This is a genomic window from Aeromonas sp. 84A (genome assembly GCF_051919345.1).
Classification (GTDB): Bacteria; Pseudomonadota; Gammaproteobacteria; order Enterobacterales; family Aeromonadaceae; genus Aeromonas; species Aeromonas veronii.
On sequence record NZ_JBQBEW010000001.1, the window covers coordinates 2,033,958 to 2,059,634 of the forward strand.

Below are 25,677 nucleotides of genomic sequence, written 5' to 3' on the forward strand. Positions count from 1 at the left end.
GTTTCGTTCGTGCAAAATCTTATCTGAGTGTCTAGGTCGATGATGAGTTTTCTGTGATGGAATGGATATTTGTGTGATTTGTTATGGGTCAATAGTGTGAGCTGGTTGGCAAATAGCAGGCGCCTCAAGTGATTTTATTGTCATTAATTGGGAGGGAGATAACTCTGTGAGTATGGTCAACCGTGTTGCGAAGCGATGAAAGGGGATGGATGGGGATAAAAAACAAGGGCCATCATTGATGGCCCTTGTGCATATTCGAATGGGGCATTGCCTCAGGATGTGCCCGTTAGCAGCGGTTGCCGGCGCGGGCGACCCGTCCCTCGGCCAGCAGCTGGTAGCTGCCGGTGGCGGCCGGGATAAAGGCAGACTGGCCCTTTTCCAAACGCAGTGACTGTTCGCCCTGCTTGAGGATCACGGTGGCATCGATGGCAAACAGGATCTCGGCGCTGGCGGTGGTGAGCTGGTGCTCGCCCGCCGGATAGACGCTGAAAGTGAAGTCAGGTACCGGTACCTCGAAGTGCTGCACCGATCCTTCAACATGGGGAGCAAGCAGGATCTGGTCGTCCGGTTTGGGCAAGCAGCGGGTGCAGTCCAGCAGTTCTGCCACATCGATGTATTTGGGGGTGAGGCCGGCACGCAGCACGTTGTCCGAGTTGGCCATGATCTCGAGGCCGGTGCCGCGTACATAGGCGTGCGGGGTGCAGGCATCGAGGAACATCGCCTGCCCGGGCTTGAGGGTCACCACGTTCAGCAGCAGCGGCGAGAAGAGGCCGACGTCGCCCGGATACTGGGCCGCCAGACTGGTGATGAGGGCAAAGGTCTCCTCATCCTGATGCTCGCTGGCAAAGGCCAGCAGCCCCGCCAGCGCCTCCTCCTTGCGCGCCCCTTCCAGTACCAGCAGCTGGTGGAAGAAGTGCTGCAGGCCCGATTCATTCTGGCTGGCGGCAAGGGCTGCGGTCAGCTCGGCGATGGCCGCCAGATTGACCCGCTCGAACAGTGCCAGAATGGCCGGGATGGCGCGAAAACCGTTCATCGCCTGATAGGGGGTGAGGGCAAAGACCAGCTCGGGTTTGTGGTTCGGGTCCTTGTAGTTGCGATTGGCTGCCTTGGCATCAATGCCGGCAGCCTCTTCCTTGGCAAAGCCCGCTTCGGCCTGAGCCTTGCTCGGGTGCACCTGAATGGAGAGAGCCTTCTCGGCACACAACACCTTGAACAGGAACGGCAGGCTGCCAAAACGGGCGAAGGTGGCCTCACCCAGCGCGGCGGCCGGAGCCCTGTCGATCACCGAAGAGAGCTTTTGCACACTGCCCGCCAGCGTCACCTCGGAGCAGCCGTTGGGGTGAGCCCCCATCCAGAGCTCGGCCTGGGGTTTGCCTTGCGGGTTGGGAATGCCAAACAGGGTGGTGAGGGAGTCATGACTGCCCCAGTCATAGCCTTGAATCGGGTTTTGCATCAACAGAAAGGAGGGCAGATCGCTACTGCTCATAAGGGACGCCTCGTCTAGTTTGAAGAAAATCGGGTGCAGAAAAGGGTGGCATTACTGCTGTGGACCGGACTATAACATGGGCGGTCGCGCGCGCCGCAACCGCTTGCCTCTCTCTTGATCAGGATCACCATGTCTCTCATCTTCAGCCAACTGCTCGACGGAGCCCTGAGCGAACAGGTTCCATTTGACCAAATCTGGTTTGCCTGTGAACAGGGGGTGCCACCCAGTTTCAGCTATCAGGTCAACTTTCCCCGCCTCGAGCTGGTCTTTAGTGGCGAGTATCTCAACCAAATTTGGGACAGGGAGGAGGGGGGCAGAGAGATCAGTGTATTGCCGGGGCAGGCGCTCTACATTCCCCCCAACGGCTGGAACAAGCCGCTCTGGACCACCGACTGCTCGGTGCTGAGCCTGCTGTTTGGCAAACGCCAGCTGGGGTTCAGTCTGGTGAGCAAGCGCCGTGAAGATCCGGACTTTTTCGATGTGCAAAAGCACAGCATCATGGCGCGGGCGGGCCATGTGATCGAACACATTTTGGCGGCGCTGAACGTACTGACCGAGGATCCCGGTCGCTCCCCCACCGATGATCACCTGCTGCAGGCTCTGCTGGCGAGTGCCCGTCAGCTGTTGCTGGAGTCCGCCACGGATCGGCCACGGGGGGCAGAGCTCTTTCACGGGATCTGCATCTATATCCAGGAGAACTTTCACCGTCCCATCACCCGTGACTCCATTGCCCACCGCTTCAACGTCTCGGCCAGCCATCTCTCCCACCTGTTCCGCGAGCAGGGTCATATGCGCCTTGCCGATTACATCAGCTGGGTGCGGATCGATCGGGCCAAATTCATGCTGAAAAAGTACCGCTTTCGTCTTGAAGAGGTAGCCAGTCGCTGCGGTTACAGTGACGTGAACTACTTCTGCCGGGTGTTCAAACAGAAGACCGGCTTGACCCCTTCCCAGTATCGTTCCCTAAGTCAGCCGCAGGCGGTGGCCAGCGAGCTGGAGGGATAACGGGGCTGTGTCGGGAAGGCGTGGTGACGGCGCACTGGCGGGTGGCTACCTCTTTGGTCTGACATGCTTTCTTGTCGTTTTATTATGAAAATGAATGGGCTAAGATGGCCGCGCGCAACAAACAAGTTGATAACAAACGGAAGTTAGGAGATGCCGATGGAAAGCAAAGTAGTAATCCCGACCCAAGGTCAGAAAATCACAGTCGATGCCAACGGCAAGCTGCAGGTTCCCAACCATCCGATCATTCCGTTTATTGAAGGGGATGGCATCGGTGTTGACGTAACCCCGGCCATGTTGAATGTGGTGAATGCTGCGGTCGAGAAAGCCTACAAGGGCGAGCGCAAGATCGCCTGGATGGAGATCTATACCGGCGAGAAATCGACTCATGTTTATGGTGAAGGTGCCTGGCTGCCGGCCGAAACCCTGGATTTCATTCGTGAATATTGCGTGGCCATCAAGGGCCCGCTGACTACTCCGGTCGGTGGTGGTATTCGCTCCCTCAACGTAGCCTTGCGTCAGGAGCTGGATCTCTACATCTGCCTGCGCCCGGTGCGTTACTACGACGGCACCCCGAGTCCGGTGAAACGTCCTGATCTGACCGACATGGTGATCTTCCGCGAAAACGCCGAAGACATCTACGCCGGTATCGAGTGGAAGGCCGACAGCGCCGAAGCGAACAAGGTGATCGCCTTCCTGCAAAACGAGATGGGCGTGAAGAAAATTCGCTTCCCGGAGTCCTGCGGTATCGGCATCAAGCCGATGTCCAAGGCTGGTACCGAGCGTCTGGTGCGTGCCGCCATCGAGTATGCCATCGACAACGATCGCGACTCCGTGACTCTGGTGCACAAGGGCAACATCATGAAGTTCACCGAAGGTGCCTTCAAGGATTGGGGTTATGCTCTGGCCCAGAACGAGTACGGTGCCCAGCTGATCGACGGCGGCCCCTGGTGCTCCTTCAAGAACCCGAAAACCGGCAAGACCATCGTCATCAAGGATGTCATCGCCGATGCCTTCCTGCAGCAGATCCTGCTGCGTCCGGCCGAGTATGACGTCATCGCCTGTATGAACCTCAACGGCGACTACATCTCCGACGCGCTGGCCGCTCAGGTAGGCGGTATCGGTATCGCGCCGGGTGCCAACATCGGTGACGGCGTGGCCCTGTTCGAAGCGACCCACGGTACTGCACCTAAGTATGCCGGTCAGGACAAGGTCAACCCGGGCTCCCTGATCCTCTCCGCCGAGATGATGCTGCGCCACATGGGTTGGGTCGAAGCGGCCGATCTCATCATCAAGGGGATGGAAGCGGCGATCCGCAACAAGACCGTCACCTATGACTTCGAGCGTCTGATGGAAGGGGCCACCCTGCGCTCCTGCTCCCAGTTTGCTCAGGACATGATCGACCAGATGTAATCTGCTGCTTGCCAGAAACGCAAAACCGGCGCCATGTGCGCCGGTTTTTTATCGTGAAAGAGTGCAGGGGCTTATTGCGCCTGCTCTACGTGTTGCTGATAGCGTTGCTGCCATTTGCTGGTTTCTGCTTCATCACCCTGGGCCTTCCAGAAGGCGCAGATGGTATTGGCAAGTTCCGAAGCCATCGCGTGATCTCCGTCACGTCGACTCATCAGATAATCTCCCAGCCAGCTTTGATATTGTTTCATTACCCGATCTCCTTATCTCATGTGCCCTTGAGGGTGCCCACCTTGACGGAAGCCTGTCGGCTCATCTTGGGGGGAACATCATCAGGCATGATGGTGCAAAGTCACGACCCGGGCAGAGAGCCCGATGGGCCATCTGGCGGCGAACGTGACGCGAGATGTCAAAAATGAGCGCCATTTTAGCACAAACTGACCAACTTGGGGAAATTGTCGCCATGGATTGCGACAGAACAGCCCCATCCCCTTGTTCCCAAAACAGAAAACCCGCCGTGATGGCGGGTTGATTTGCAGATAAATGTGGCAAAAGAGCCTAGATCTTGGCGTTGGCCAGGTACTTTGCCATCTCTTCGGCAGGCACCATGCCACCGCCGGTGGCCCACACCAGATGGGTGGCCTGTGCCATGGTTGCGGCATCGCAACCGCGCCCGGTTAGCCACTCGGGATTGGCTGCCACCCGCCACGGGCCGGCCATACCAGCCAGAGCGGAGGGCTCGAGTGTGATCTGTTCATCGCGCGCCAGCAGCCCCAGCAGGTCATACATCTCCTGATCGCTCAGGGTGTAGAAGCCCGCCAGCAACCGCTCCATGGCGCGGCCGACGAAGCCGGAGGCGCGACCTACCGCGAGGCCGTCGGCTGCGGTGAGGTTATCGATGCCCAGATCCTGCACCGCAATGGCATCGTGCAATCCGGTGTGGACCCCCAGCAACATGCAGGGGGAGTGAGTGGGCTCGGCGAAGAAGCAGTGAACGTTATCCCCGAACGCCAGCTTGAGACCAAAGGCCACGCCGCCCGGGCCGCCACCCACGCCGCAGGGCAGGTAGACAAACAGCGGGTGGTCGGCATCCACCTTGATACCCATCTGGTCGAACTGCTTTTTCACCCGCTCGCCCGCCACCGAGTAGCCGAGGAACAAGGTGCGGGAGTTCTCGTCGTCGATAAAGAAGCAGTTGGGATCGCGCTCGGCCTCTTTGCGCCCCTGTTCCACCGCCACCCCGTAATCTTCGGCATATTCGACCACGATGACGCCGTGTTCACGCAGCTTGCGCTTCTTCCACTCCCGCGCATCGGCTGACATGTGGACGGTGACGGTAAAGCCGAGCTTGGCGCTCATGATGCCGATGGACATGCCAAGGTTGCCGGTGGAGCCCACTGCGATGCTGTACTGGCTGAAGAACTGGCGAAACTCGTCGCTGAACAGTTTGCGGTAGTCATCCTCTTCCCGCAGCAGACCAGCCTTGATCGCCAACTGTTCGGCGTGAGTCAGCACCTCGTAGATACCGCCTCGCGCCTTGATGGAGCCTGAGATGGGCAGGTGGCTGTCTTTTTTCAGCAGCAGCCTGCCGGTGACTTCAACGCCGTAACGCTGGTTGAGCGTGGCCTGCATCGCCGGAATGGCGGCGATCTCGGACTCCAGAATACCGTTGCTGGTGCGGGTCTCGGGGAAGGCTTCGCACATGTAGGGGGCGAAGCGGGCCAGCCGAGCGGAAGCGTCCGCCACATTGTTGTTATCGAGCCCCACATAGGGCAGACCGGCAGCCAGAGTGGTGGTGTTGGGGTTGAACCAGGTGACTGGCTCAAGCGCGATCAGGGATTGCACCAGTGGAAATTGCGCTGTGAGCTGTTGTACGTCGATGTTTTTCATAGTGTTCTCGGTCTTGTTACACGATAAAGGAGAGCAGGAAGGTACCGGCCAGCGCCATCAGGGAGGCGACCAAGGTGGCGGTGGTGTAGTACTTGAGTGTTTCGTTCAGGGTGGCGCCGCAATACTGCTTGACCAGCCAGCACAGAGAGTCGGTCACCATGGTGCAACCAATGGCGCCGGAGCCGATGGCCAGGGTCATGATCTCCGGGCTGATATCCGGGTAGTGCACCATGATGGGGGAGACGATAGCGGTAGCGCCCATCATGGCGACGGTGGCGGAGCCCACGGCGGCGTGCAGCACGATAGCCACCAGCCAGGCGAGCAGAATCGGGTGCATATCCAGCTGGGAGAGGATGGTGGCCAGGCTATCGCCCAGGCCACTTGCCTTGAGCACCCCGTTGAAGGCGCCGCCCGCTCCGATAATGAGCAGGATATTGGCGATGGAGGAGAAGCACTCCTCGGTCTTGTTGAGCAGCCCTTCCATCTTCATCTGCTGGCGGATCCCCAGCACGTAGTAGGCGGTGAAGGCGGCGATAAACATGGCGGTGATAGGGTTGCCGATAAACTCCAGCACGGTGTAGAGGTGGCTGGCGTGCTCCATATTGAGCTCGGCGACCGTCTTGGCCAGCATCAGCAGGATGGGCAGCAGCACGGTAAAGAGCGAGGCGCTTAAGGTCGGGAGAGTTGCCTCATCGCGGGCCTTGATGTCGGCAAAGGCAGCGGGCACCTCCTTGAACGGGAGCCGGTTACCCAGCAGCTTGAGGAACAGCGGGCCGCCCACCAGCGAGGCAAACAGCCCGACCGCGAGGCCATAGACAATGACCGAGCCGACGTCAGCCCCCAGCTGATTGGTGACATAGAGGGCAGCAGGGTGCGGCGGCACTATGCAGTGCACGGCCATCAGGGCGGTGCAGAGCGGAATGGCCAGCTTGAGCAGCGAGGTGTTGGTCTTGCGGGCGATGGAGAAGGCGAGCGGGATCAGCAGCACTACCCCCACTTCGACAAACAGGGTGATGCCGCACACCAGACCAACCAGCACCATGATGACATCCGGCGAGAGCCAGCGGCATCTCTGCAGGGCGAGACCGATGCGCTCTGCAGCCCCCGACACCTCCATCATCTTGCCGAGTATGGTGCCAAGACCGATGACGGCGGCGAGAAAACCGAGCGTGCCACCAATACCCTCTTCCATGGCGTTGACCATCTTGAGGGGTTCCATCCCCATCAGGGTGCCGACATAGAAGCTGGCCAGCAGTAGGGCAAGGAAAGGATGCACCTTGCCCTTCACTATGGTGACCACGATAAGAACGATGCTACTTAGCAAGGTAGCGATGACCCATACCTCTGAACTCATACTGCGCCTCGACATCTGTTGTGTGTGATTGTTTATGCGCTTATTGAATGAAAATGAGGTGGGGCTGACAAATGATGAAATCGACCACTTGGATGAACTGAGGTGATGCAAAGGCGCTGCATTGGTCACAATTTATCGAAATCACACTCTTTGGGTCTTTTGAGTTCATCCTGAAGGTGGCCTGTGGGTGTATCATCGGCGGCTCTTGCGAAGAGGGGGATGAATGTATAACGGGGATAATTACATATCGCGCAACAAGCTGCTGAGTGGCTACCAGCTGGCCAAGCTGCACACCTTCGAGGCGGCCGCCCGCCACGGATCTTTTGCCATGGCAGCTGATGAATTGTCGCTGAGTCCCAGTGCCGTGAGCCACCGGATCAGCGCGCTGGAAGAGGAGCTGGGGTTCAAGCTCTTTGAGCGTTTTCACCGCAAGGTGGTACTGACGGCGGATGGGCAGCGGGTGTTCTGGGCGCTCAAATCTTCGCTGGAGTTCATCAATCAGGAGATCCTGGAGATCAAGAATCAGGAGCTCTCCGGTACCCTGACCATCTATTCGCGTCCCTCCATCGCCCAGTGCTGGCTGGTGCCCAGGCTGGCGGATTTCTCCCGCCTGCATCCGCAGATCGAGCTCAATATCATCACCGGCAACGAGAACATCAACCTGCATGGTTATGGCATCGATTTGACCCTCTATTTCGATGAGAAGAGCCCGGAGCGGCTTGCCATCCACCCGCTGATGGATGAGTTCATGCTGCCGGTCTGCAGCCCGGAATATGCCGAGCAGCACGGGCTTGTCGGTAATCCCGCCAACTTGTCTTTGTGCCGTCTGCTTCATGATCGGCAGGCATGGGGATTTGACTCGGATACCGATGAATGGAGCTGCTGGGCTCGCCACGCCGGGGTCAGCCTCGAGGCATGCCAGCTGAGCATGGGTTTTGATCGCTCGGATCTCGCCATCATCGCCGCCATGAATCACGCCGGGATCGCCATGGGGCGCAAGAATCTGGTGAGCAAGCGACTGGCACGCAACGAGCTGGTGGCCCCTTTTGCCGGGCTGGAGATCAAGTGCGAGCAGCGTTATTACATGGCGACCCTGCCCAATCGGGCGTGTCCCAAGATCCAGGCCTTTATCGACTGGGCGCAGGAAATGGCTGCCGAGATGGAATGAACAGAGGCCGGTGCGCAAGAGCAAAATGAAGATGGTAAAGCGCGAGTGAACGAAGGTAGCGGTTTAACGTAGCGGGAAAATTGGGGGAGAGGGGTTGGCTGATGGTGGTTGGTCGCGAGTGGCCTTGCTGCCAACACCGGGTGGCTGGCAGCAAGGGAGCGGTCAGGGTCAGGTGGTCTTTTCCAGATGGTTCTGGTAAATCTGCTGCCACTTGTCCAGTTCGTTTTCATCACCCTGCTGCTGCCAGAACTCGCAGATGGAACTCGCCATCTCGCATGCCATGGCGTGGTCACCGTCACGGCGACTCATCAGGTATTGCCCCAGCCAGCTTTGATACTGTTTCATTGCACGATCTCCTTATCTATTTAACCCTTGATACTGCAGCTGTGGGACACCCGTCCGGCAGTGTCGCGCCACACTCCACTTTCGCCGTGCGCTGCTTGTTATTGCCTCGCTTGTTGTCAATCAGGACAGAGAGCGTATGAGAAAAAGGCGAAAGTGTTAAAAATTGGCCACCACCTTATCACAAAATGGTGTGATATGCAGGCTTTGGGGCCAATTGAGTTATAAGCGCGGGTTGTGTGTCCCGACATCGCGACAGGGATTGACGGAGAGTATCGGCACGCAACTTGTGCCGCAAGCAGGCGTTTGAGTGGTTACTGGGTCACCCGACGTGCCTGCCAGTAGCGACTGTTCCAGTAGACGTTGTCGAGGCGGGAGCGGATCACTCCCTTGCTGGTGGAGGCGTGAATAAACTCGCCGGCACCTGTGTAGACCCCCACATGGTACTGTTGCCAGCCGGTTTTGAAGAAGACCAGATCCCCGTGTTGCAGCCGGTAGCGATCCACCGGTTTGCCAATGCTGGCCTGAGATTCGGTGGTTCTTGGCAGGTTGAAGCCCAGCACCTGACTGTAGGCGAGCTGGGTGAAGGCGGAGCAGTCTAGCCCGGCGCGGCTGGCGCCGCCCATGCGGTAAGGGACACCGCGCCACTGTTGGTAGAAGCCATCAAAGGCACTGTTCTGCCGGGGGGCCGGAGGCGGCTCCGGCGTGCTGGAGCAGGCGGCCAGCAGCAGAGTCAGCAGGGATAGCAGCAGCTTGCGATACATCGGGCTCTCTCCACGGACGGGTCTACCAAACGAGACATTTATCGAGCGCCATATCCTGCCAAATCGTTATGGCGGTAGGGGGCGCGACAACTTTTCCATCATAAACAGGGATCTGGCTCCAGACCTAGTCTCTGGGAGGAAAAATGTGGTGGGGAACTGAAAAACGCCAACCCTAGGGCTGGCGTTTGTTGTCACTCGTTGTGGCTGATCAGTGGTTTAAGCAGCTCGGCCAGCTTGTAGAAGGTCTGCACCCGGGTGGTGCTGGGGCGCCAGACCAGCCCGATCTCGCGATAGGAGGTCTCTCCCGGCAGCGGGATGGCCACCAGATCGGAGTTGGCAAGAATGCCGGCATCGATGGCCATCTGCGGCAGGAAGGTGGTGCCAAGACCCGCTTCCACCATCTGTACCAGGGTGTGCAGGCTGGTGGCGGCGAACGGGTTGATCTTGCTCTTGTCCCGCAGGCGACAGGCGCTCACTGCGTGCTCGGTGAGGCAGTGCTCCCGCTCCAGCAGGAAGATGCTCTGGTTGGGCAGCTCCTTGTAGTCGAACGGGGTATGCAGACCAGCCGCCATGCTGGCGGGCATCACCATGTGGAACGGATCCTGGCCGACGGTCTTGCAGTGAAATCCACCGATCTCGATGGGCAGGGCAAGGATCAGCAAGTCGAGCTGACCCTGTTCCAGCTGCTTGAGCAGATTGCTGGTGGTGTCTTCACGCAGCAACAATTCGAGGTCAGGATAGGTTTTGCTGCACTCTTTCAGCAGCTTGCTCAGCAGGAAGGGGGCGATGGTGGGAATGCAGCCAAGACGTACCGTCCCCTGCATCACGCCGCCCTGATGTTGCCCGAGCTCCATGAGATCCCGTGCATCGGAGAGCAAATTGCGAGCGCGCTCGACGATTTCCATGCCGACCGGGGTCATAATGAAGCTCTTGTGGTCCCGCTCCACCAGTTGCAGGTTCATCATGTCCTCCAGCGTCTGGATCCCGGTACTCAGGGTCGACTGGCTGACATGACAGGCCTTGGCGGCGCGGTTGAAGTTCTTGTGCTCATCGAGAGCGACCAGATATTGCAGCTGTTTGAGGCTGGGCCAACGTTGCATAGAAAAACCCGATTAATGCTATCTATTTAATTTGATTTACCTAATCTACCACCGGGTCTATAGTTTGTCGCTTGAATTAGATGGACTTGGCTCTAGGTAGCCCAATCCTCACCGGATTGTTCACTTCACATAAAGAGGAATTGAATATGGTATTGGTAGGCCGTCCCGCACCCGATTTTACCGCCGCAGCTGTTCTGGGTAATGGCGAGATCGTTGATTCATTCAACCTGTCATCCCACATCAAAGGCAAAGCTGCCGTTGTCTTCTTTTATCCGCTCGATTTCACCTTCGTCTGCCCGTCCGAGCTGATTGCCTTCGATCACCGTTATGAAGAGTTCCAGAAGCGTGGCGTGGAAGTGATCGGTGTTTCCATCGATTCCCAGTTCTCCCACAACGCATGGCGCAACACCAAAGTGGAAGATGGCGGTATCGGTCAGGTCAAGTATCCGCTGATCGCCGACGTGAAACACGAAATCTGCAAAGCCTATGATGTTGAGCATCCGGAAGCCGGCGTGGCGTTCCGTGGCTCCTTCCTGATCGACAAGAACGGTGTCGTTCGTCACCAGGTTGTCAACGATCTGCCGCTGGGCCGCAACATCGACGAGATGCTGCGCATGGTCGATGCCCTGCAATTCCACGAAGAGCACGGCGAAGTGTGCCCAGCTCAGTGGGAAAAAGGCAAAAAAGGTATGCAAGCCTCTCCGGACGGCGTTGCCAAGTACCTGTCCGAGAATGCTGACTCCCTGTAATCGAGTCGTACTCTCCTTGAAGAACCGGCGTCTTGGCGCCGGTTTTTTTATACCTGTGAGTCATCTATCCCCCTGATATCGCCGGTCACACTCTTCTCGTTCCATCGTTCCATCGTTCCATCGCTCTCCTCGCTATTCCAAGCAGCCGTTCGCTGGCGTACTCGTTGTTTCGGGATGAGATGCTGACCCTATGGTTGGGAACGGGATGGGCCGACAGACAATAGCCATAAAAAAAGCGCGCCATAGGCGCGCTCAGTTCACAAGCGGAGGTGTTATTCCTCAAAGATCCCGAAGTGATCCTTGGCGAAATTGACCCGCTGCTCCACGTTCATCTTCACCTGCCCCAGCTTCTCGATGGTCTTGAGATTGGGCACCAGGCCGCGACCGTTGGCGATCTGGATGGCAAGACCAGGACGGGCATTGAGCTCCAGCAGCATGGGGCCGCGGAACTTGTCCAGCACCATGTCGGTACCGATATAACCCAGACCCGACATCTCGTAGCAGGAGGCCGCCAGGGTGAGCAGGGTATCCCAGTGTGGGACCTTGAGCTCATAGAGGTCGAGGCCGGTATCCGGATGGTGGCGCAGCGGATTGCCAAACTGCACCGCCCGCAGGGCACGACCGGTACGCAAGCACAGACCCACCCCCACGGCGCCCTGGTGCAGGTTCGCCTTGCCATCAGAGGCGGCGGTGGAGAGGCGCATCATCGCCATCACCGGGAACCCTTTGAAGATGATGACCCGGGCATCGGGTACCCCTTCGAAGGAGTAGCCATCGAACACATCATCAAAGTTGATGAGGCCTTCCACCAGTGCCACGTCAGGCTTGCCGCCAAGCGAATAGAGCCCCGCCAGAATGTTGGAGACATGGCGCTCCAGATCCTGACCGGTAGAGGCGCTGCCGTTGGGCTTGTAGAAGAGGCCATCTTCCTGACGCAGGATCACCAGGATCCCCTTGCCGCCCGAGCCACGGGCCGGCTTGATGCAGAAGCCCGGCCAATCTTTTACCAGTTCGGTGATGCGACCCACATCGTGCTGGGCACGGATGGTACCGATCAGCTCAGGCACGGTGACCCCTGCATCCAGCGCAATTTGCTTGGTCTGCAGCTTGTCATCCACCAGCGGATAGAGGCTGCGCGGATTGTAGCGGCTGATGTAGGAGTGGTTGCGCTTGTTCATGCCGAGGATGCCTGATTGGGACAGGCTCCACGGGGTGGTGTATTTTTCCCAGAACCACATCGGTTACTTGTCCTTACCCGGGGTGACGCCAGATTTCATCTCGTCTACCAGCGGCTTGAAGCGCTTCAGTTCGCTCAGCTTGTAGCCGGTGTAGTTACCCATCAACAGCACGGTCGCCATCAGCACCAGCTGCAGGCCGAGGAAGTTGAAGGTGAGGTGACGAATTAGCTCGTTATCCATGGCCAGATAGGCGATGACTGCAACCAGCAGAGAGCCGCCGCCCTGGCGGAACACCTCTTTCGGGCCCTCTTCTTCCCATAGGATGGACATCCGTTCGATGGTCCAGGAGAGGATGATCATCGGGAAGAAGGTGATCTTCATGCCGTCGGTCAGCCCCAGCTTGAAGGCGAACGCGGAGAAGATACCGATCATCGAGATAACCATGATGATGATGGCCGATATTCGGGCGACCAGCAGCAGGTTAAGCCGCGACAGATAGGAGCGGATGATGAGACCGGTGCCGACGATCAGCAGGAAGCCGATGAGGCCGGTGACCAGCGAGGTCTGGATAAAGGCGACCGCGATCAGCACCGGCATAAAGGTACCTGAGGTCTTGATCCCCACCAGCACCCGCAGGAACACCACCATCAGCACGCCGATCGGGATCAGCAGCAAGCCCTTGAACAGGGTCTGCTCTTCCAGCGGCAGGCTGTGGATGGAGAAGTTCATCATCTCTGATTTTTCGAACTTCTGCGCCAGTGCCACGCTCACCGGCTGCTCCTGCTCGATCATCGAGAAGCTGACACGGGAGTTGTGACCACCGGTCACGTCCAGCAGGGCGCCGGAGTTATACTCCCACAGCAGCAGGTTGGCCGGACGACCCTGTTCACCGGTTTGCGGGTTGAACAGCTTGTAGTCGGTCGGGCTGTTGAATACCTGCAGGTAATCCACCAGCTCCTGACGACGGCGGCCATCTTCCAGATTCAGGGCATGCACCACGCGGGTGGGGACGTCAGCATTGTTGAGCAGCTCGGCGATCAGGTTGGCGCGGCTCTTGTGCTTTTTCAGCAGCTCGGCGTTCTGCTCCTGCTTCTCGATCTCTTTGATGATCTCGCGAGTCAGGGTGTAGCCGTCGGCAGAGCGCTCCTGTGCCCGCTCGAGGATCTGCTTCATCGCGGTGGCATAAGGCTCACTCTCGATCTGCTTCTCGATGGCAGGCGGCTGCGGATTGGCGGCCGGTTTGGCGTGGGCATCTGCCATCATGTCGACGCGGTAGTAGAGCTCCTGACGGCCAGATGCGGTGCGGATGGACCACTCGGCGCGGGCATCGCCATCTTTCTCGACAAAGGAGAGGCCGTAGCCGGGGCTGGCGGCGTTCTCATTCATCAGGGTGAAACCGGGCTGGGTGCCCGGAATGGCCAGGGAGGCGATCACCGGCTCACCGGTCGCCTCAAACTCCAGCTTGGCTTCGATGGACCAGATCTGGCGCTTTTCACCGGGCGTCAGCGGCACATCCAACGCGATATGGTGATAGATCGTCATCCCCAGGCCGACAATGTACAGCAGGGCTACCAGCAAATAGAACGGCTTACGGGAAACCATGGATTATTTCACATCCTTGAGCTTGGGTTTGGGTTGGATATATTCGCGGGCCACATCAACCACGGCGATGTCTTTCAAAAATTCGCGACCCAGCAGCACAGGGAAGGTCATGTCGCTACGGTCTTTCAGGGTAAATTCGGCTTTCTCGGTCATGTCGCCAATGCGCACGGCCAGACGCACCACCGGACGGCGGTCCAGATCGTCGGCAGAGGCCTGACGCACCCGTACATGGCGTACCAGCGGCGCTTCGATCTGGATCTTGTCGTCCACTTCCTGATGGCTCAGGAAGAAGCGCACCCAGTTTTTGCCGTTGCGCTCGAAAATGGTGATATCCTGCGCACTGATGGAGGAGGTGGTCGCACCGGTATCGACCCGCGCCTGGAAGGCGTCGTTGGCCGCATCAACCCAGATCCACTCGGCTTCACCGACCATCAGCTTGCCATCGATGGTGTGACCCTGATTGGGGGCCGGGCACTTCTCGGTGGGGATGGCCATCGGCTTGGGCGGCTCGGAGGGGAGGGTGGCGAGCTTGTGGTCTACTTGCTTGACGGACTCTTTCATATTGGTGACATCTGTGTTGAGCTGAACCAGCAGGTGCTGTTGCTGCACATACTGCTTCTGTTGCTGTTCCATGGATGTTTGCAGGCGCTGCTCGCTCTGGCTCAGCTCGCTACGAAGCTCGGCCAGCGTCAGAGCAGGGACCTGAGGCGCTTTTTCCATATTGACACACCCGCCGAGACTAAGCAGGGAGAGCAGGGTCATTCCTTTTAATTTGCTTTTCATGTCATTCATTTAACTGTGCTTCCTGGAATTGGGTCAGTGTAACTTCCTGAATCGCCATCGGCTAGTCTTTGGCCTTGCGGGCAATCAGTACGGCACGTTTCGGCGCCGGGTGTCCTTCTACCGTGAGTGCCGGATTGTCTGGATCCAGATAGTCACTCAGGGATTCATTAATCATCCAGTCGGTACGACGCTGTTCGTCGGTGCTGGTCATATTCTCGTCTACTATCCGCACGTCGGTGAAGCCGCAGCGCTCGACCCACAGCTTGAGGGCGCGGCTTGAGGGAATAAACCAGACGTTGCGCATCTTGCCGTAACGATCGGTGGGCATCAGCACGTCGTTGACCCCGCCGTCAATCACCAGCGTCTCCAGCACCAGCTCGCCATCATCTTTCAATTGATTGCGCAACTGCTCGATGTGCTCGATGGGGGATTTGCGATGATAGAGCACCCCCATGGAGAAGACGGTGTCAAAGGCACGCAGTTCCGGTAGCTCCTGAATGCCAAGCGGCAACAGGTGGGCGCGCTGATCATTGCCCGCGAAGTGGCGAATGGCCTCGAACTGGCAGAGAAATAGCGGGCTCGGGTCTATGCCGACCGCCAGCTTGGCCCCTTCACCCACCATGCGCCAGAGGTGGTAACCGCTGCCGCAGCCCACATCCAGCACGTAACGGCCTTCGAGCGGGCTGATATGGGGCAGCACCCGATCCCACTTCCAGTCAGAGCGCCACTCGGTATCGATATGGATGCCGTGCACGGTGAACGGCCCCTTGCGCCAGGGCATGAAGTGGCGCAGCAGGCTCTCGACCTTCTTGCGTTCACCTTCGCCAAAGCTCTCGGCCGAGCCAATCTCGACCCGGCTTTTCAGCTCGATGTTGCCGGGGGAGACCACCGGCAGCTTGTTGAGGGCACGATTCCAGCGCGGCAGGTCGCCATGCTGGTTGTCATGTTGCCAAGCGTGCAGTTGGGCGGGCAGGGTATGCAGCCAGTGGCTCAGCCGGTTTTTGGCAATCAGTTGATAGAAATTGGCAAAGTCGATCATGTCTGGGCGTCGCTGGATTTGATGGCAATCATGGAGCCGAAGTTGAAGCACTGGAACCAGAGATCCTGATGGACGAAACCGGCATCCCGCAGGCGTGCCTGATGCACCGGCAGGCTGTCGGTGCGCATCACGTTCTCAAGGGCAGTGCGTTTCTGGCTGATCTCCAGCTCGCTGTAGCCATTGGCCCGCTTGAAGTCGAGATGCAGATCGATGAGCAGCTCGTTGACCGGTTCATCTTCGAAGCGGAACTTTTCGCTCAGGATCAGGATCCCGCCCGGGCGCAGACCATCGTGAATGCGCTGGATCAGGGCGGCCCGTTTCTCTGGTTCGACAAATTGCAGGGTGAAATTGAGCACCACCACGGAGGCGTTCTCGATCTCGATGTCGCAGATATCTGCTTCCACCAGCTCCACCGGCACCTCGGATTTGAAACCGGAGAGGTGGGCGCGGGCGCGCTCGATCATCGGATGGGAGAGATCCACCGCGGTGAGGCGGCAGCCGGGCTGGCTGACATGGCGACGCATCGCCTGGGTCGCGGCGCCCAGTGAGCAGCCGAGATCATAGAGTCGGCTCTCGGGTTGGGCGTAGCGGGCGGCCATCATGCCGATGGCAGAGATGATGTTGCTGTAACCCGGCACCGAGCGCTGGATCATATCGGGAAAAACGTCGACGACCTGTTCGTCAAAACAGAAGTCTCCCAATCGGGCGATCGGGGCGGCAAAAATTTGATCTTTGGTATGCATGCTGGCGCAACCTGACAGTCGGGACATCACCCGGCTGTATTGTTCAATTGAGTCGTTGGGTGACACCCATCAGAGTAGATTTATCACCTGTTTACGAACGGGGTGGCTGGTCATGAAATCCTTTGGACCTGTCCTGTTCGTACGGGCCATGTTCCGGACCCTTACTTGGGGCGGTAGTGTAGAGGATTGATGGCCGTTTGTCTTGACGCCAGGGCTTGCCACGCCACAAAAAAGCACTTTTTTTGCAGTGAAACGATGGCCGCAGAATGGGTTGGCTAAAAGCGCAGCACTCCCTGCCGTGCGCGATCGTTTTCCCCCGGCCAAGGGGCCATCTCCTGCTCCAGCAAGCGGGTGATCTGGCGGGCCAGCTCAGGTGCCTGGGCGTTGTCGGCAGTATGTATATAGAGGTAGAGATCTTTCCCCTCCGCGAGCCACTGGCGCCAGTGGGGGAGCCAGCTGGGCAGGAAGGGGTGATTGGCCGCCGGATCCGGCAGGCCGATAAAGCGCACCATGGGGGCGTTGGCGGTGGCCAGCAGATGCACCGGTAGGCGCGGTTTCTTGCCCTGGGCATCGACAAGGGCTGGCGTGGTTGCTTGGACCGAGAAGAGTGGCCGGCTGTCGAGCATCACCCGGTTCACACCCTGTTCCATCAGCAGCCGGTTCAAGGCCCGCTCGGCCTCCCCCTTGGCGAAAAAGTCGGGGTGACGCACCTCGAGGGCGTAGCGAAACGCCCGTGGCAGCCGCTCGATAAAGGCCGCCAGTCTGGCCAGCCCCTGTGGCCCGAAACGGGCGGGCAACTGCAGGGTGAGCAGCCCCAGCTTGTCGTGCAGCGGGGCGAGCAGGCGAATAAAGTCGGCGACTTGTTTGTCTGCGCTCACCAGATCGCTCTGGTGGCTGATGGTTTGCGGAAATTTGAAGTTGAAACGAAAGTGATCGGGCACTGCATCGGCCCAGCGCTGTACCGTGTCCGGTGTCGGCAGGGCGTAGAAGGTGGTGTTACCCTCCACCGAGTTGAAGACGGTCGCGTAGTGGGCGAGGTGCTCGGCGGGCTTGGCGCCCAAACCCAGCAGCTGGCCGGGCCAGGCGTGGTGGGACCACTGTGGCAGGCCCAAATAGAGGCTCATGGTGGCTATTCTCTTCGCTCTTGGTGCATTCGTGCCGATTTTTTGCCCGCTTTTTGTCATCGAGTGCAAAAAACTGGCGAAAGGAGGCTGCTGGCCATTTTACCCAAAAGGGGGTTTTCCTCTATAATGCCAGCCCTTTTGTTTTTCAATTTCTTGTGACCCATGCCTATCTACGAATATCGTTGCGACGTCTGTGGCCATGAATTGGCAAAACTGCAAAAGCTTTCCGATGCCCCCCTGACCGACTGTCCGGCCTGTAGCAAGCCGAATCTGGTCAAGCTGATATCGGCGGCAGGCTTCCGGCTCAAGGGAACCGGATGGTACGAGACTGATTTCAAACCGGGTAAGAAAAAGAATCTGGCCAGCTGTGAGACAGACGGTGCTTGCCAGTCGTGCCCGGCGGCCCAAGGTTAACCGTCTCTCTACAATTTCGAAGGAAGAAGTCCATGCGCTCTATCTATTGCGGACAGGTCAATGAGGCCCATGCAGGGCAGACCATTACATTGTGCGGTTGGGTTCATCGTCGTCGTGATCTCGGCGGTCTGATCTTTATCGATATGCGCGACCGGGAAGGGATCGTTCAGGTGTTCTTCGATCCGGACAAGCCGGATGCGTTCGCCCTGGCCTCCGAGCTGCGCGGCGAGTTCTGCATCCAGGTGACCGGCGTGGTGCGCACCCGTCCCGAGTCCCAGCGCAACAGCGACATGGCCACTGGCGCCATCGAAGTGTTCGCCCACGAACTCAACATCATCAACCGTGCCGAGCCGCTACCGCTGGACTTCAATCAGGTCAACAGCGAAGAGATCAGCCTCAAGTATCGTTACCTGGATCTGCGTCGTCCCGAGATGGCCAAGTACCTGAAGACCCGAGCCAAGGCCAGCGCGTTCGTACGCCGCTTCATGGACGAGCACGGCTTCCTCGATATCGAGACCCCGATGCTGACCAAGGCCACCCCGGAAGGTGCCCGTGACTATCTGGTGCCGAGCCGCGTGCACAAGGGCAAGTTCTACGCTCTGCCGCAATCACCCCAGCTGTTCAAGCAGTTGTTGATGATGTCCGGCTTCGATCGCTACTACCAGATCGTCAAGTGCTTCCGCGACGAAGACCTGCGTGCCGACCGCCAGCCGGAATTCACCCAGATCGACGTGGAGACCTCCTTCATGACCGCGCCGCAAGTGCGTGAAGTGATGGAAGAGATGATCCGCAAACTGTGGCTGCACATCCTGAACGTGGATCTGGGCGACTTCCCGATCATGACCTTCGACGAAGCCATGCGTCGCTACGGCTCCGACAAGCCGGACCTGCGTCTGCCAATGGAGCTGGTCGATGTGGCTGATCTGCTGACTGCTGTCGAGTTCGCCGTGTTCGCGGGCCCCGCCAACGATCCGAAAGGCCGTGTGGCTGCCCTGAAAGTCCCGGGCGGTGCCGAGCTCTCTCGCAAGCAGATCGACGAATACACCAAGTTTGTCGGCATCTACGGTGCCAAGGGCCTGGCCTGGATGAAGGTCAACGAAGCGGCCAATGGTATCGAAGGCGTGCAGTCTCCGGTTGCCAAGTTCCTCTCTGACGCCATCGTGCGCGAGATCCTGGCCCGTACCGGCGCCGCCGACGGCGACATCATCTTCTTTGGCGCTGACAGCAAGAAAGTGGTCTGCGATGCCATGGGCGCCCTGCGTCTGAAAGTGGGTCGCGATCTGGGCCTGCTGGAGAACAGCTGGAAACCGCTGTGGGTCATCGACTTCCCGATGTTCGAGGAAGATGGTGAAGGTGGTCTGGCCGCCATGCACCACCCGTTCACCGCGCCGAGCAACATGAGCCCGGCCGAGCTGAAAGCCAACCCTGTGGGGGCTTACGCCAACGCCTACGACATGGTGATCAACGGCTACGAAGTGGGTGGCGGCTCTGTCCGTATCCACAACAGCGAGATGCAGTCCACCGTGTTCGACATCCTGGGTATCACCCCGGCCGAGCAGCGCCTGAAGTTCGGCTTCCTGCTGGATGCCCTGAAGTACGGTACCCCGCCGCACGCCGGTCTGGCCTTCGGTCTGGACCGTCTCAGCATGCTGCTGACCGGCACCGAAAACATTCGGGACGTCATCGCCTTCCCGAAAACGACCGCGGCCGCCTGTCTGATGACAGACGCCCCCAGCCTTGCCAACGCCGCCCAACTGGGTGAGCTGGCGATTGCAACCACCGTCAAGGGCGACGAGTAAGCCGATACCGGCACCGGAGGCCGCCGCCGTGCGGCCTCTGTGTTTCCCTTGGGTTAGTCATGATCAGTGTTACTGACATTTAAAAAATAACGGAGAGTCTCTATGGCAGGTCACAGTAAATGGGCCAACATCAAACACCGCAAGGCCGCTCAGGACGCCAAGCGTGGCAAGATCTTCACCAAACTGATCCGCGAAATCACTACCTCCGCGCGTCTGGGTGATGCCGATCCGGCCAACAACCCGCGTCTGCGTGCTGCGGTGACTGCCGCCCTGACCAACAACATGACCCGCGACACCATCAACCGTGCCATTCAGCGTGGCGCCGGTGGTGGCGATGGCGAGCAGCTCGAGACCATCGTATACGAAGGTTACGGCCCGGCTGGCTCTGCCGTGATGGTAGAGTGCCTGACCGACAACCGTAACCGTACCGTAGCCGAAGTGCGTCACGCCTTCAGCAAGTGCGGTGGCAACCTGGGCACCGACGGCTCCGTTGCCTATCTGTTCAGCAAGAAAGGTCTGCTGACTTTCGTGGGCGTAGACGAAGATGCCCTGATGGATGCCGCGCTGGAAGCGGGCGCCGATGACGTGGTCACCGAAGAGGATGGCACCATCGAGGTGTACACCACCCCGAACGACTTCGGTACCGTGCTGGATGGTCTTGAAGCTGCCGGCTTCAAGGCCCAGAGCGCCGAAGTGACCATGATCCCCTCCACCGAAGCGGAGCTGGATGCCGAGACCGCGCCCAAGCTGATGCGTCTGATCGACATGCTGGAAGATCTGGACGACGTGCAAGAGGTGTATCACAACGGCTCCATCTCCGATGAAGTCGCTGCGACCCTCTGATCGCTGAATTGTGCTCTCCCGATGGCAGCCTGATGGCTGCCATTTTTTTATCTTTGCATCGTGGCAACTGCTGATGTGTCGGTTGCGCAACCGGTGCTACAACTCTCTTCACTGACAATCTTTCCCGCTTTCTCCGCGAATTATCATTGATCTGTCCCTGCCAGTCGGTTGGCCCTGCACGTACGCCAGTCGGCAGTTCTGCTGCATTGCGTTAGTGAGGCTCAGCTGATCCTGTTTATCACACCTATAGCTCTTGAGATGGCGTTGACTGCTCACATCTGCCCGTAAGGGTAATTCGTTGCGTTGCGTTGCGTTGCGTTGCGTTGCGGGTAGGGGAGAGGAGGTGATGGAGCGTGCTCTTGTTATCACAGGTGGCCCATCAATACAGAGTCACAGGTTGGGATGTCGATAACGGATTGGCTGGGGCGAGTTGGTTGGTTGGTTGGTTGGTTGGTTGGTTGGTTGGTTGGTTGGTTGGTTGGTTGGTTGGGAAGTTAGGGGCTGCACTACCGCAATCGGCTGGAGAGAGGAGCTCTGTGATAAGTGGCAGATAAAAAAAGCCCGCGCAGTGCGCGGGCTTGTCATCTCAGGGCTGGTTATCAGGCCTTGGATTTCTTCTTGCCTTCAACCTTGGCTTCAACCGGGGCAGCGGTTACCGGAGCGGCTTCGGTGAACGGACGACCGTAGTAGGAGTCCAGCAGAACCTGCTTCAGCTCGCTGATCAGCGGGTAGCGCGGGTTGGCGCCGGTGCACTGGTCATCGAAAGCTTCGATAGCCAGTTGGTCAACCTTGGCCAGGAAGTCAGCTTCAGTCACGCCAGCTTCGCGGATAGAGGCCGGGATACCCAGGGTAGCCTTCAGCTCGTCCAGCCAGGTCAGCAGCTTCTCGATCTTGGCGGCGGTGCGGTCACCGGCAGCAGTCAGACCCAGGTGGTCAGCGACTTCGGCGTAACGACGACGAGCCTGCGGACGGTCGTACTGGGAGAACGCAGTCTGCTTGGTCGGGTTGTCGTTCGCGTTGTAGCGGATGACGTTGCTGATCAGCAGGGCGTTAGCCAGACCGTGCGGAATGTGGAACTCGGCACCCAGTTTGTGAGCCATGGAGTGGCACACACCCAGGAAGGCGTTGGCGAACGCGATACCGGCGATGGTGGCAGCATTGTGCACCTTCTCACGAGCGATCGGGTCGTTGGCACCGTTCTGGTAGCTGGACGGCAGGTACTCTTTCAGCATTTTCAGGGCTTGCAGCGCCTGGCCGTCGGAGTACTCGTTAGCCAGTACGGAAACATAGGCTTCCATGGCGTGAGTCACGGCATCGATACCACCGAAGGCACACAGGGACTTCGGCATGCCCATGACCAGGTTGGCATCAACGATGGCCATGTTCGGGGTCAGCTCGTAGTCAGCCAGCGGATACTTCTGACCAGACACTTCATCGGTTACTACTGCAAACGGAGTGACTTCAGAACCGGTACCGGAAGTGGTGGTGATACAGACCAGTTCGGCCTTCACGCCCATTTTCGGGAATTTGTAGATACGCTTGCGGATGTCCATGAAGCGCATGGCCAGATCTTCGAACGCAGTGTTCGGGTGCTCGTACATCACCCACATGATCTTGGCTGCATCCATCGGTGAACCACCGCCCAGCGCCAGGATAACGTCCGGTTTGAAGGAGTTGGCCATCTCGGCACCCTTGCGAACCACAGCCAGGGTTGGGTCAGCTTCTACTTCGTAGAACACTTCCACTTCCATATTCTGTGCTTTCAGCAGGCTGACCAGTTCATCGGCGTAGCCATTGTTGAACAGGAAGCGGTCAGTCACAACCATGGCACGCTTTTTACCTTCCAGGTCGCTCAGAGCGATCGGCAGGGAACCACGACGGAAGTAGATGGATTTTGGAAGTTTGTGCCACAGCATGTTTTCTGCCCGTTTTGCGACTGTCTTCTTGTTGATCAGGTGCTTCGGACCCACGTTTTCGGAGATGGAGTTACCGCTCCAGGAGCCGCAACCCAGGGTCAGGGACGGTGCCATTGCGAAGTTGTACAGGTCACCGATACCGCCTTGGGTAGACGGAGTGTTGATCAGGATACGCGCGGTCTTCATCTTGTCGCCGAAGTACTTGATGCGGTCAGCGTTACGGTCCTGGTCGGTGTACAGACCTGAGGTGTGGCCGATACCACCGATGTTGACCATGTCACAGGCCATATCAACGGCGTTTTCGAAGCTGCTAGCACGGAACATACCGAGCAGCGGGGACAATTTCTCGTGAGCAAACTCATCTTCTGCACACAGCTTGACGCCTTCACCAATCAGGATCTTGGTATCAGCCGGTACAGTCACGCCAGCCATCTCGGCAATCTTGGTGGCTGGCTGGCCAACGATGTTGGCGTTCAGGGCACCGTTGATCAGGATGACTTTACGTACCTTGTCAGCATCTTCTTTGGAGAGCACATGGCCCTTGTGGGATGCAAAGCGCTCTTTAACCTGGTCGTAGATGGCATCAACAACGATGACTGCCTGCTCGGAAGCACAGACCACGCCGTTATCGAAAGTCTTGGACATCAGGATGGAGGCAACGGCACGCTTCACGTCGGCGGTTTCGTCGATAACGATAGGTACGTTACCGGCACCTACACCGATAGCAGGCTTACCGGAGGAGTAGGCTGCTTTCACCATGCCCGGGCCACCGGTGGCCAGGATCAGGTTGATGTCTTCGTGCTTCATCAGGGCGTTGGAGAGCTCAACAGACGGTTGGTCGATCCAGCCGATGATGTCTTTCGGCGCACCAGCGGCAACAGCTGCATCCAGTACCAGCTTGGCAGCGGTATTGGTGGAGTTCTTGGCACGGGGGTGCGGGGAGAAGATGATGGCGTTGCGGGTCTTGAGCGCGATCATGGATTTGAAGATCGCAGTGGAGGTCGGGTTGGTGGTCGGAACGATACCACAGATGATACCTACCGGCTCGGCGATGGTGATGGTACCCATCTGATCATCTTCGCTCAGAATGCCGCAGGTCTTCTCGTCTTTGTACTTGTTGTAGATGTATTCGGAGGCGAAGTGGTTCTTGATAACCTTGTCTTCGATGATACCCATACCGGATTCTTCCACGGCCATCTGGGCCAGGGGGATACGGGCGTTGTTGGCGGCCAGGGCGGCGGCACGGAAGATCTTGTCTACCTGCTCTTGAGAGAAGCTGGCGAATTCACGCTGGGCTTCCTTAACGCGGGCGACCAGTGCATCCAGTTCAGCCAAATTGGTTACTGCCATGTTTATCTCCTGATTATTTGAAAACTGTTTAGTAAGACGTTGGCAATGCCCGGCAATTATAGTCGCCCTGTCAAGACGGTATCGTTGCAACAGCTTTTTCACATGCCTTACTAAATCGCTTTCTGAGTCGATTATAGAGCGGGGCTGACTCAGAAAAACTTGATCTGGATCATGTGTAACAAAAGAACAAAAGAAATTTTATTTCACAATCCTTGTTTGACTGATGTTATCGGAATGTGCATCAAAGGGAAAGGCGAGAGACTTGTTAACTCAGGGTAATAAACCACATTTATCAAGTGGTTAATTGCAATCGAACATAGGATTGCAGAGCTATTTTGGCGGTATAGGTTAGCAAATATGAGTGAATTGGTTTCAAAATCACCGACAAACGCACTTTATTCCAGCGTTTGTTGCAAAAATGATTGTTGTTTTAATCCATGACTAATCCGCTTTATTCCCCAAGGGGGCCATTTCTGCCCGCTTTCCCGGTTTTTGCATTGTGGCTCTCTTGCCGAGTCAATGAAGTGATGTCTGGCCTGAAATAGTGGGAAGGTAAAGCCTGGATCCTCTCGAGTCGCTTGGTCATTCGGTCAGTCATCGTCGGGCTCTCTGGTCGTGATTAAGCAGGCTTGCGCTCACTTTTCTGGCGTGTGTCGGGCGATAGAAAGGGCTTTTGGCATCGATTTATGCCAATTAGCGCGGATGCATTAGATGAACTAACTAAAAAACCCTCAAAATGGTGAGATTATTTGATTGGTGCCCGCTCTGGCTATGATGTAAATTTACGCACGAAATTAATGGACTGGCCCGCTGGGCCCGAAACTCTATTGGAAGGCGCCTATGGCAGCAATTGACGTCTCGTTGTATCTGAAGTTTTTTGTCGGTTTGTTCGCAATTATCAACCCGCTTGGTTTGTTGCCGGTGTTTGTCAGCCTGACCAGCCACCATACCCAGGCCGAGCGGATGAAAACCAATACCACCGCCAATATCGCGGTGATGGTGATCCTGCTGGTCTCCATGTATATGGGGCAGCTGATCCTCGATGGGTTTGGCATCTCGCTGGCGTCGTTCCGGATCGCCGGTGGGTCGCTGATTACCCTGATTGCCTGGTCGATGCTGCAGGGCAAGCTGGGCGAGGTGAAGCACAACAAACAAGAAAAGGGCGAACTGGCGGTGCGTGAGTCTATCGCCGTGGTACCGCTGGCGCTGCCGCTGATGGCGGGCCCTGGTGCTATCTCCTCGGTGATTGTCTATGCCAGCCAGAGCCACTGGCAGCAGCTGCTCGGCATGTCAGTGGTTGTCGTGGTCTTCTCCTTCTGCTCCTGGCTCATCTTCCGCGCCGCGCCGCTGCTGTTCAAGATCATGGGCAACACCGGCATCAACGTGGTGACCCGTATCATGGGTCTTATCATGATGTCGCTGGGTATCGAGATCATGGTGGCCGGTATCAAGGGGGTTTTCCCCAGTTTGATGTGAGCCAGCTCCGCTTTATGAAAGCCGGTCCTCGTGACCGGCTTTTTATTGGTTGCTTTTTGCCCGGTCTTTTCTAGAATCGGTCGTTTGTGTGAAAAATGAGCGCCTTGCTGGTGTTTTAATACTGAAAAAGCGCATGCCAGCTGAT

General features: G+C 57.8%; 22 protein-coding genes. 8 read left to right on the plus strand and 14 right to left on the minus strand.

Going from position 1 to position 25,677, the window contains the following annotated elements:
* Positions 1-286: 286 nt before the first annotated feature.
* A complete protein-coding gene (gene manA / locus ACTG20_RS09405) occupies positions 287-1,486 on the minus strand; it encodes a mannose-6-phosphate isomerase, class I (protein ID WP_194495765.1) in 1,200 nt (399 codons plus the stop codon).
* A 129-nt stretch (positions 1,487-1,615) separates the two neighbouring features.
* Between manA and ACTG20_RS09410 the strand changes: the two genes are divergently transcribed.
* Together ACTG20_RS09410 and icd are read left to right on the plus strand one after the other, a co-directional pair.
* Complete coding sequence (locus tag ACTG20_RS09410; protein WP_194495764.1) at positions 1,616-2,491, plus strand: helix-turn-helix transcriptional regulator; 876 nt, start codon at positions 1,616-1,618, stop codon at positions 2,489-2,491.
* Positions 2,492-2,647: 156 nt separating this feature from the next.
* Positions 2,648-3,901, plus strand: coding sequence for an NADP-dependent isocitrate dehydrogenase (icd, locus tag ACTG20_RS09415; protein ID WP_005347179.1), 1,254 nt, complete (start codon positions 2,648-2,650; stop codon positions 3,899-3,901).
* A gap of 71 nt (positions 3,902-3,972) precedes the next feature.
* On the opposite strand, the gene ACTG20_RS09420 is transcribed toward icd, so the two are convergent.
* The 3 genes from ACTG20_RS09420 to dsdX all read right to left on the minus strand — a co-directional run bounded on the left by ACTG20_RS09420 (position 3,973) and on the right by dsdX (position 7,142).
* On the minus strand, positions 3,973-4,149 hold the full coding sequence (locus tag ACTG20_RS09420) for a hypothetical protein (RefSeq protein WP_005337712.1): 177 nt from the start codon (positions 4,147-4,149) through the stop codon (positions 3,973-3,975).
* 307 nt (positions 4,150-4,456) lie between these two features.
* Positions 4,457-5,788 (minus strand): D-serine ammonia-lyase, encoded by a 1,332-nt coding sequence (locus tag ACTG20_RS09425; RefSeq protein WP_194495763.1) that lies wholly within the window; start codon positions 5,786-5,788, stop codon positions 4,457-4,459.
* A 16-nt stretch (positions 5,789-5,804) separates the two neighbouring features.
* A complete protein-coding gene (dsdX, locus tag ACTG20_RS09430) occupies positions 5,805-7,142 on the minus strand; it encodes a D-serine transporter DsdX (RefSeq protein WP_194495762.1) in 1,338 nt (445 codons plus the stop codon).
* A gap of 223 nt (positions 7,143-7,365) precedes the next feature.
* On the opposite strand from dsdX, the gene dsdC reads away from it, so the two are divergent.
* Positions 7,366-8,310 carry a DNA-binding transcriptional regulator DsdC gene (gene dsdC, locus ACTG20_RS09435; protein ID WP_194495761.1) on the plus strand — a complete coding sequence of 315 codons (945 nt, stop codon included), beginning with the start codon at positions 7,366-7,368 and terminating at the stop codon, positions 8,308-8,310.
* A 168-nt stretch (positions 8,311-8,478) separates the two neighbouring features.
* On the opposite strand, the gene ACTG20_RS09440 is transcribed toward dsdC, so the two are convergent.
* The 3 genes from ACTG20_RS09440 to ACTG20_RS09450 form a co-directional block, all read right to left on the minus strand.
* Positions 8,479-8,655 (minus strand): hypothetical protein, encoded by a 177-nt coding sequence (locus ACTG20_RS09440; RefSeq protein ID WP_005337704.1) that lies wholly within the window; start codon positions 8,653-8,655, stop codon positions 8,479-8,481.
* Positions 8,656-8,966: 311 nt separating this feature from the next.
* Positions 8,967-9,416 carry a C40 family peptidase gene (locus tag ACTG20_RS09445; RefSeq protein WP_194495760.1) on the minus strand — a complete coding sequence of 150 codons (450 nt, stop codon included), beginning with the start codon at positions 9,414-9,416 and terminating at the stop codon, positions 8,967-8,969.
* A gap of 191 nt (positions 9,417-9,607) precedes the next feature.
* Positions 9,608-10,516, minus strand: coding sequence for a hydrogen peroxide-inducible genes activator (locus ACTG20_RS09450; RefSeq protein ID WP_005337702.1), 909 nt, complete (start codon positions 10,514-10,516; stop codon positions 9,608-9,610).
* A gap of 146 nt (positions 10,517-10,662) precedes the next feature.
* Here ACTG20_RS09450 and ACTG20_RS09455 point away from each other — a divergent pair, with 146 nt between their 5' ends.
* Positions 10,663-11,265 carry a peroxiredoxin C gene (locus ACTG20_RS09455; protein ID WP_005337701.1) on the plus strand — a complete coding sequence of 201 codons (603 nt, stop codon included), beginning with the start codon at positions 10,663-10,665 and terminating at the stop codon, positions 11,263-11,265.
* A 272-nt stretch (positions 11,266-11,537) separates the two neighbouring features.
* On the opposite strand, the gene ACTG20_RS09460 is transcribed toward ACTG20_RS09455, so the two are convergent.
* The 6 genes from ACTG20_RS09460 to ACTG20_RS09485 all read right to left on the minus strand — a co-directional run bounded on the left by ACTG20_RS09460 (position 11,538) and on the right by ACTG20_RS09485 (position 17,734).
* Entirely contained in the window at positions 11,538-12,503 is a 966-nt protein-coding gene (locus ACTG20_RS09460) for an alpha-L-glutamate ligase-like protein (protein ID WP_005353164.1), read from the minus strand.
* 3 nt (positions 12,504-12,506) lie between these two features.
* Positions 12,507-14,045, minus strand: a complete 1,539-nt coding sequence (locus ACTG20_RS09465; protein WP_005337699.1) for an inactive transglutaminase family protein — start codon at positions 14,043-14,045, stop codon at positions 12,507-12,509.
* 3 nt (positions 14,046-14,048) lie between these two features.
* On the minus strand, positions 14,049-14,837 hold the full coding sequence (locus ACTG20_RS09470) for an ATP-dependent zinc protease family protein (RefSeq protein WP_234915315.1): 789 nt from the start codon (positions 14,835-14,837) through the stop codon (positions 14,049-14,051).
* Between the two features lie 52 nt (positions 14,838-14,889).
* Positions 14,890-15,867: a tRNA 5-methoxyuridine(34)/uridine 5-oxyacetic acid(34) synthase CmoB gene (gene cmoB, locus ACTG20_RS09475; protein ID WP_194495759.1), complete on the minus strand. Its 978-nt coding sequence runs from the start codon at positions 15,865-15,867 to the stop codon at positions 14,890-14,892.
* A complete protein-coding gene (cmoA, locus tag ACTG20_RS09480; protein WP_194495758.1) occupies positions 15,864-16,610 on the minus strand; it encodes a carboxy-S-adenosyl-L-methionine synthase CmoA in 747 nt (248 codons plus the stop codon). Before cmoA ends, cmoB begins: the two co-directional genes overlap by 4 nt.
* Before the next feature lie 275 nt (positions 16,611-16,885).
* Positions 16,886-17,734: a DUF72 domain-containing protein gene (locus tag ACTG20_RS09485; RefSeq protein ID WP_194495757.1), complete on the minus strand. Its 849-nt coding sequence runs from the start codon at positions 17,732-17,734 to the stop codon at positions 16,886-16,888.
* A gap of 162 nt (positions 17,735-17,896) precedes the next feature.
* Between ACTG20_RS09485 and ACTG20_RS09490 the strand changes: the two genes are divergently transcribed.
* The 3 genes from ACTG20_RS09490 to ACTG20_RS09500 all read left to right on the plus strand — a co-directional run bounded on the left by ACTG20_RS09490 (position 17,897) and on the right by ACTG20_RS09500 (position 20,790).
* Positions 17,897-18,148 (plus strand): FmdB family zinc ribbon protein, encoded by a 252-nt coding sequence (locus ACTG20_RS09490; RefSeq protein ID WP_005337686.1) that lies wholly within the window; start codon positions 17,897-17,899, stop codon positions 18,146-18,148.
* A 32-nt stretch (positions 18,149-18,180) separates the two neighbouring features.
* On the plus strand, positions 18,181-19,947 hold the full coding sequence (gene aspS / locus ACTG20_RS09495; protein ID WP_005337684.1) for an aspartate--tRNA ligase: 1,767 nt from the start codon (positions 18,181-18,183) through the stop codon (positions 19,945-19,947).
* Between the two features lie 102 nt (positions 19,948-20,049).
* Positions 20,050-20,790, plus strand: coding sequence for a YebC/PmpR family DNA-binding transcriptional regulator (locus ACTG20_RS09500; RefSeq protein ID WP_005337681.1), 741 nt, complete (start codon positions 20,050-20,052; stop codon positions 20,788-20,790).
* Positions 20,791-21,389: 599 nt separating this feature from the next.
* On the opposite strand, the gene adhE is transcribed toward ACTG20_RS09500, so the two are convergent.
* Positions 21,390-24,056 (minus strand): bifunctional acetaldehyde-CoA/alcohol dehydrogenase, encoded by a 2,667-nt coding sequence (gene adhE, locus ACTG20_RS09505; protein WP_019446648.1) that lies wholly within the window; start codon positions 24,054-24,056, stop codon positions 21,390-21,392.
* A gap of 840 nt (positions 24,057-24,896) precedes the next feature.
* Here adhE and ACTG20_RS09510 point away from each other — a divergent pair.
* A complete protein-coding gene (locus tag ACTG20_RS09510; RefSeq protein WP_005337678.1) occupies positions 24,897-25,532 on the plus strand; it encodes a YchE family NAAT transporter in 636 nt (211 codons plus the stop codon).
* Positions 25,533-25,677: the final 145 nt, after the last annotated feature.

Excerpts from the sequence above, each read along its gene's own strand:
- ACTG20_RS09440 (WP_005337704.1), bottom strand. The coding sequence starts at position 8,655 with ATGAAACAGTATCAAAGCTGGCTGGGGCAATACCTGATGAGTCGCCGT.
- dsdX (WP_194495762.1), bottom strand. The coding sequence starts at position 7,142 with ATGAGTTCAGAGGTATGGGTCATCGCTACCTTGCTAAGTAGCATCGTT.
- ACTG20_RS09455 (WP_005337701.1), top strand. The coding sequence starts at position 10,663 with ATGGTATTGGTAGGCCGTCCCGCACCCGATTTTACCGCCGCAGCTGTT.
- ACTG20_RS09485 (WP_194495757.1), bottom strand. The coding sequence starts at position 17,734 with ATGAGCCTCTATTTGGGCCTGCCACAGTGGTCCCACCACGCCTGGCCC.
- ACTG20_RS09510 (WP_005337678.1), top strand. The coding sequence starts at position 24,897 with ATGGCAGCAATTGACGTCTCGTTGTATCTGAAGTTTTTTGTCGGTTTG.
- cmoA (WP_194495758.1), bottom strand. The coding sequence starts at position 16,610 with ATGCATACCAAAGATCAAATTTTTGCCGCCCCGATCGCCCGATTGGGA.
- ACTG20_RS09445 (WP_194495760.1), bottom strand. The coding sequence starts at position 9,416 with ATGTATCGCAAGCTGCTGCTATCCCTGCTGACTCTGCTGCTGGCCGCC.
- ACTG20_RS09410 (WP_194495764.1), top strand. The coding sequence starts at position 1,616 with ATGTCTCTCATCTTCAGCCAACTGCTCGACGGAGCCCTGAGCGAACAG.
- adhE (WP_019446648.1), bottom strand. The coding sequence starts at position 24,056 with ATGGCAGTAACCAATTTGGCTGAACTGGATGCACTGGTCGCCCGCGTT.
- ACTG20_RS09460 (WP_005353164.1), bottom strand. The coding sequence starts at position 12,503 with ATGTGGTTCTGGGAAAAATACACCACCCCGTGGAGCCTGTCCCAATCA.
- ACTG20_RS09490 (WP_005337686.1), top strand. The coding sequence starts at position 17,897 with ATGCCTATCTACGAATATCGTTGCGACGTCTGTGGCCATGAATTGGCA.
- ACTG20_RS09500 (WP_005337681.1), top strand. The coding sequence starts at position 20,050 with ATGGCAGGTCACAGTAAATGGGCCAACATCAAACACCGCAAGGCCGCT.
- ACTG20_RS09420 (WP_005337712.1), bottom strand. The coding sequence starts at position 4,149 with ATGAAACAATATCAAAGCTGGCTGGGAGATTATCTGATGAGTCGACGT.
- manA (WP_194495765.1), bottom strand. The coding sequence starts at position 1,486 with ATGAGCAGTAGCGATCTGCCCTCCTTTCTGTTGATGCAAAACCCGATT.
- ACTG20_RS09450 (WP_005337702.1), bottom strand. The coding sequence starts at position 10,516 with ATGCAACGTTGGCCCAGCCTCAAACAGCTGCAATATCTGGTCGCTCTC.
- icd (WP_005347179.1), top strand. The coding sequence starts at position 2,648 with ATGGAAAGCAAAGTAGTAATCCCGACCCAAGGTCAGAAAATCACAGTC.
- cmoB (WP_194495759.1), bottom strand. The coding sequence starts at position 15,867 with ATGATCGACTTTGCCAATTTCTATCAACTGATTGCCAAAAACCGGCTG.
- ACTG20_RS09465 (WP_005337699.1), bottom strand. The coding sequence starts at position 14,045 with ATGGTTTCCCGTAAGCCGTTCTATTTGCTGGTAGCCCTGCTGTACATT.
- dsdC (WP_194495761.1), top strand. The coding sequence starts at position 7,366 with ATGTATAACGGGGATAATTACATATCGCGCAACAAGCTGCTGAGTGGC.
- ACTG20_RS09470 (WP_234915315.1), bottom strand. The coding sequence starts at position 14,837 with ATGAATGACATGAAAAGCAAATTAAAAGGAATGACCCTGCTCTCCCTG.
- ACTG20_RS09425 (WP_194495763.1), bottom strand. The coding sequence starts at position 5,788 with ATGAAAAACATCGACGTACAACAGCTCACAGCGCAATTTCCACTGGTG.
- aspS (WP_005337684.1), top strand. The coding sequence starts at position 18,181 with ATGCGCTCTATCTATTGCGGACAGGTCAATGAGGCCCATGCAGGGCAG.